The organism is Endozoicomonas sp. SESOKO1, assembly GCF_024606265.1.
Taxonomy (GTDB): Bacteria; Pseudomonadota; Gammaproteobacteria; order Pseudomonadales; family Endozoicomonadaceae; genus Endozoicomonas.
Window position 1 is genome coordinate 1 of the sequence record NZ_JAHHPP010000173.1, and the last position, 5653, is coordinate 5653.

The 5653-nt window shown below is 44.3% G+C and carries 5 protein-coding genes; all 5 read right to left on the reverse strand.

The window, feature by feature from the left end; genetic code table 11:
- Positions 1–997, reverse strand: a 997-nt coding sequence (locus KDK13_RS08550; RefSeq protein WP_257284558.1) for a hypothetical protein, incomplete at its 3' end; no start/stop codon positions are given.
- Positions 984–2894, reverse strand: coding sequence for a hypothetical protein (locus KDK13_RS08555; protein WP_257284559.1), 1911 nt, complete (start codon positions 2892–2894; stop codon positions 984–986). The genes KDK13_RS08550 and KDK13_RS08555, both read right to left, overlap by 14 nt.
- On the reverse strand, positions 2866–3438 hold the full coding sequence (locus KDK13_RS08560; protein WP_257284560.1) for a hypothetical protein: 573 nt from the start codon (positions 3436–3438) through the stop codon (positions 2866–2868). Before KDK13_RS08560 ends, KDK13_RS08555 begins: the two co-directional genes overlap by 29 nt.
- On the reverse strand, positions 3431–3889 hold the full coding sequence (locus KDK13_RS08565) for a phage protein Gp13 family protein (protein WP_257284561.1): 459 nt from the start codon (positions 3887–3889) through the stop codon (positions 3431–3433). Before KDK13_RS08565 ends, KDK13_RS08560 begins: the two co-directional genes overlap by 8 nt.
- A partial coding sequence (locus KDK13_RS08570) for a hypothetical protein (protein WP_257284562.1) occupies positions 3890–5653 on the reverse strand: 1764 nt, incomplete at its 5' end. It abuts the gene before it with no gap.

Sequence of the window (5653 nt, forward strand, 5' to 3'; positions counted from 1 at the left end):
CTCCCTTCATTTGTGACACAGCAGTATCAAAGTCTGTAATACCAGAACGAGCCATATCGCCTAAGTTTGCAGCGGCTTGATTGATAGAAGCCAAGCGATTTAGGCCACCTTGTACGAGACCGTCAGCAGCTAACTGGCTGTCCATTTGGTCTCGTAGTACAGCAGCTCGCTCATGCTTACCGTTGGCTATGAGTTCATCTAACAGGCTTTGATGTCTCGTAGGAGCCAAAGCACCACCAAGAGTACCTAATGCAGCTCCAGCAGAGACCTCTAGTACAGCATCAGAGAGCGTATAGAGATCATTACCAGCTAACTTAGTGCCTGCCATGAGTACACCCTCAGTCAGACCAGAAGTAGCACCTCGGATTACTCGGTTAGCACGATAGGCCATAAGACCAGCTCGGCCAGTGGTGAAGAGGGAGTTAGCTATCCCAAGACCCACTACAGAAGAGGCTACGGTTAAACCAATCTCTTCATGGTCATTGAAGTTAGCCAAGAAGTGCGCTCCTGCACCTTTCCAACCAATAGTTGCTAGGTCTTGCTCATCTTTCTCTTTCTGAGCAATTACCTTGTGCAGGGCTTCAGCTTCTTCTCGTGATTGTGGTGCAGACTCTTCAAAATGTGTTCTGTACTTATCGGTCTGTAATGACGAGTACCACTCCTTAGCCTTCTCGTCTTTTCTCAAGTCAAACTCGGGGTCAGCTTCAAACTGACCCACGTCATCCTTAAAGCTGTAGAATAGATCGTTAAAAGAATCAGCAGTGTCTACCCATTCACCGAAAGTCTTACTTTCAGAGAGGGCTTCTGCTTGAGCTTCTTGTTCCCTTTCCAGCTCTGCATTCTGAATATTGGTCTCTGTAACTGAAGAACTCTCATAATCAGTGAACTTCACCAGAGGCTCATCAGTTCTTGCTAAGTCTTCAACTACAGAAGCATTTCGATACTCAGCTTCCGCAGGGTTTAGGTTAGGGTTTAGCACTTCATCATTTACTTTCATCGTAATACGTAGACCAATTTTCTCGTTCTAGTGTTCTGTCAATCATGGTGTTCATGTCGATTACTCGGCCTTTAAACACATCGTCTTTCACGTAAGCAATCAGCTTGCTAGGGTCTCTTGTGTCAATACGTACACCTAGCTCTTCAGCTTCTATACCTTGGTCATTAAACATGTCCCTAAATTCAGGGAGCAGACTGACTACCTCAGACTCCAAGAAATCACCGAAAGTCTTATCTTTAACACGACCAGCAATCTGTTCATTGAAGAAACCTACTAAGTCATGTCCACCCCTTACATGGAAAGACAGAGACTCACCTTCAACAGTCTTAAACTTGTTATTGATGTCAGACATTATGTTGCCTGTGACATCATCAATATGATCGGGGTCTGTGTACTCCATTTGCATCTTCAAAGCGTTGTAGGCGTAGGCACGAACTTCAGGATTATCAAGCATATGCTTTGTATCATTAAAAAAGTTCCAAGAGCCATAATCGTCAAGAGCTGTGTCTAAATCCTTGGCAGCTACTTGTCTAGGCTTAGGGAGTGCGCCTGATTGCATCTTTAAGACCCTCTCCATAGCATCTGCTTCACCAACCACGGAGGCATATGTAGCGAATGCACTAGCAAAAGGCTTTAAGTTATCTGGAAAGTAGTCCATAGCATTACCTACACCACCCTTGAGCTGGATAACGTTCCATAGTTCTTTAGCTGCAATATCGCCTTGCGTTGTTAGCTTACCGTCAACCATTGGGTTTTCTAGCTGGACACTAATCTTGTCTCGAAGAATAGGGATAGGCTTTCGGTTATTTGTGATAGCTTTATCCTTAAATACCTGATCGCCTCTAGTGAACTCATCGTTGACTATCTTGTCTTGTAGTTCCTTGGGAAGATTAGTACCAAGTCTGAAGTTAGAACCGTCAGTAGACCCTAGTTGCCTAAAGAGGCTACGAAATTGGGTCTCAAAATTGGCCTGTGTTTTAGTAGCTTCAGCCCTTGCAATTAGCTTTGCATATTCCTTGTCAGAGTACTTACCGAACCTCACCGCCTCATCTTTATAATCAAGGAGGTACTGAACGTCGCCCTTTTTAACTGCACGTTCTACAGATAGTGCAGCTTCCACTGTAATCATCTTTTCTTGTTCAGTGCGTACAGTAGCTTTTGTCTCTTCGCTAATACTGGAAGAGTTCTCTATGGCCTCAGCTAGTGCAGGATTACGCTTATCTGTCTGGTACATTTTAAGCAACATACCGTCGAACTCTGTCTGTGACATAACGTCACCTGTAAGTTCACCGCCAGTTACAAAGCGAGCTTCAAGCGATGCGAGGTCAGTACCCTTACTCAATTCATCAGCAGTTAAAGCAAATACACGGTCAGTTCTATCTTTGTGTGCCTTTACATACAGCTCTTGGGTAAGACCCTCATTAATTTCAAAATCAAGACGCTCATCAAGTTTAGACATCAAGCCTTTATGCCTGACATTGGAGAAATACTGCGAGCGTAAGTCTTTTGAGATAACCTTTCGGTCTTCTTCATTAAACTTATTGAGGTCTCCCATTGAAGCAAATTGTCTTGCCTCTTCAGCCTTAAATGCTTTGTACCTTAATTGGATTTCATTAGCATCTTCAGCACGAATAGTTTCCTCTTCCTGTTCTCTGTGATCGCCATACAGTGAGAAGAGTTTCGTGCCAGCATCAATAAAGGAGGACAAGGGGTCATCTAATTGATGAGTCTTCGCCATTTGTCCAGCTTGAATACTGCCTCTTTGTCTCGCAAAACCTTGTTTAGCTACATGCTGACCCTGAGCTGTACTGATTGCTTGCTGATTGTTTCTCTTACCGGAACCAGCACCTACTTGATTACTTTGAAGCCTATGACTTACTAGATTGTTTGCCGACATTCTTATTTGCACTCTTAATTTGACCCATAGCGTTACCTACAGCCATGCCATTATTAATACCTGTCATTCCAGCATCCAGAGCTGTACTCAGGGATGAAGGCTTGTAGACATCAGGAGAGACCATTCCATTAGCAGCGTTCTTCTGCATTGTAGAAAGCTCTCGCATACTTTGAGCCTTAGCTTTTACAGCGTTCTGCCTCAAGTTATGCTGATTACCAGCCCCCTGTCCTCTAATGTCAGACAGAAGGTTATCCACTGAATTACCTTGAACACCTTTACTAGCAGCTTGCATCTTGGCTGTGTCGTGCGCCTTCATCGTCATCAAGTAATTGTCTTCTACTTGGTCAGAGAGCTGGTCGTCTAAATCAATCAGTTGATACTGAGCGTCTGTATAGCCTTGATGTAAGCTATCTAGAGCAGCCTTGTTCTGGACGTTGGCATTATGCTGTGCCATAGCAGCGTTGTAGTCTTGCTGATTCTTAGCTGAACTATAACCAGCTACAGTGGAAACAGCAGCAACACCAATAGAAACTGGGTCACACATACTCTTTAATCTTCACAAATTCATAAAAGTTATTGTTGTTGTAATTAAGCTCACGAATGAATGTATAGCCGATGAGTTTTAACCATCTAATGTGCAATTTGTTATTGCAGTAGACCATGTTTCCTACAGCCGGATAATGACCTAAACACTCATTGGTAAACTCAAAGCCTAACCGGACAATATCTCTAGGGACTTCTTTTGTTCTCTCAGACCCCATAGCCCATATTGCACCATGTTTATCATTCAAGCCTTTAGCTAATCCTTGGATACCTATTAGCTCATCTTCAAGTGTTAATGCGTAGGCTATATGTGAAACATTGAAGGAGGACATAAGGCACTCATCTATGTTCGTGTGGCCTAAAGCCTGAAGCTCATTGAGGTCTCCCTGTCTGAGCTTACCAGCTAATTCGATTGCGTCTTGAAGAGTTGCTTGTCTAAGTTGAACTCTCAATTAAAAGACTCGTTGCGCTTTCGATCTTGTAACACCAGACCATTCAGCAGTTTGAAATGAACAAGGTAAATGACTATCAGATTGTAATTTGATTGTTACTAAGTCAGACCTTGAGTTGACTGGAAATGTCTGTACTCCTGACTCCAAGCTCTCTCGGTTCAACATATTGTTGATACTCCCCATAATACGACCAGTAAACGGATAGATACGGAGATCATCAAATGGAGTTGAGACCATAGCTTCAAAGAAGCCTGAGTCAGTATACGAAACAGCCATTCTCTGAATTTGCACACGGTCAATAATGTTTGCAGGTACAGACTCATTGTCCTTGATTACTTGCTCACTAAAAGTGAACTCAAAGGAATACGATAGGCCGATATAATGGTCACTGACTGCAATACCTTCAGCATCGTATAGCTTGGCTTTAATAGCGTCAGCCTTGAACGCTCGGCCATTCTTCTCGATAGCTACAAGGCTGGCTTCAGGCTCTCCCTGTAAATGCTCAGGGAAAGGTTGACCTGTTAAGACCTTTGTTCGCCTATCAAGGAGTATGTCTGTCTGCCAACCATTAGAGAGAGGCGTGTTGAAGCGAGACATATCAATGGACTCAAGCATTAAGCCTTCTGGCCTACGTACAACCAAGTAAAGCTTGGCATCAATAAAGGAGGACGTAAGAACATCACCTGAGAAGACCCACCGAGACCATGAGCTTTGCATCTTCTCAGTGTTCTCCCAAAAGTACGCATAGACGTACAGATTGGTCTTGATGTCATCAGTGCGGGCTACCAGTATGTCGTGAGAGGAACTGGCTGTCAGCTCAATGATGTCACCTTTGATGTACGTAGGGATATGACCACTAATGTCGGCAGCGGATGTAATCTCAATTTCAGGAGCGATGAAGTACTCACGCATACCTGAGTAGTTACCTAAGCGAGTCCCAAAGAAGAGGGTCTGTCCAGCACCTACGGGCTTGGCTCTGAGTTGAGCCTCAAGTCGAGTAATGATGTCCATTGTGATAGTTGCTGGAGAGAGTAGACCCTCAGCACCAGAGTTAGGCGCAAACTGCACACTGTCAGAGAAGACGATTAGCTGTTCATTGAAGGTGACTGCATGTCTCAGGACAGACACCCTGTCAGACGTAGAGCCTATGTCAATGGTATCACTATCAAGCGTTGTTCTTACCGTTGTCAGGTAGAAGTTCCAGTAGTCACCATCTTTCGAGAAAAGCATGTTCTCACCGGACAGCAGACCTAAACGGTTACGATAGAAGAAGACATCGTTGATGGTCTGGTTTACAAAGGAGGGGTCAGGGTTACTCTCTTCATCACCCACTTCTCGGCTTGACCAATCAGCAGCACAGAAGGTGAAAGAACCATCAGCTTCAGCGATAAGCTGGTGTGGCATAGTGGTCTTAACTAGCCTTGTGTTTAGACCAGCAGGCTTAGTCTCAAGCCATGCACCGCCCTCTTTACTGTCCTCACCATTATCATAGACCACGTAGTACTTTTCGTCCTCAGAGCCACCTCCCACAATAGCAATAGTGAAACCCTCAAAGCCAATAGCAGGCAAATCGCTAATGTCCTGAGTCTTGTCTTTCAGAGCCTTGATTGCAGTGTTACCCAAGCTGTCTCTAGCCTTGACTGAGAAGTTATAACCATCAGCCTTGGCTCTAACAAGAATACTTGAGCCATCTTGTAGGATGTCGAAGGTCTTGGAGATATGTGCATTCGCTCTCATACCTTCCGCCAGCTTAGAGGCGATAAC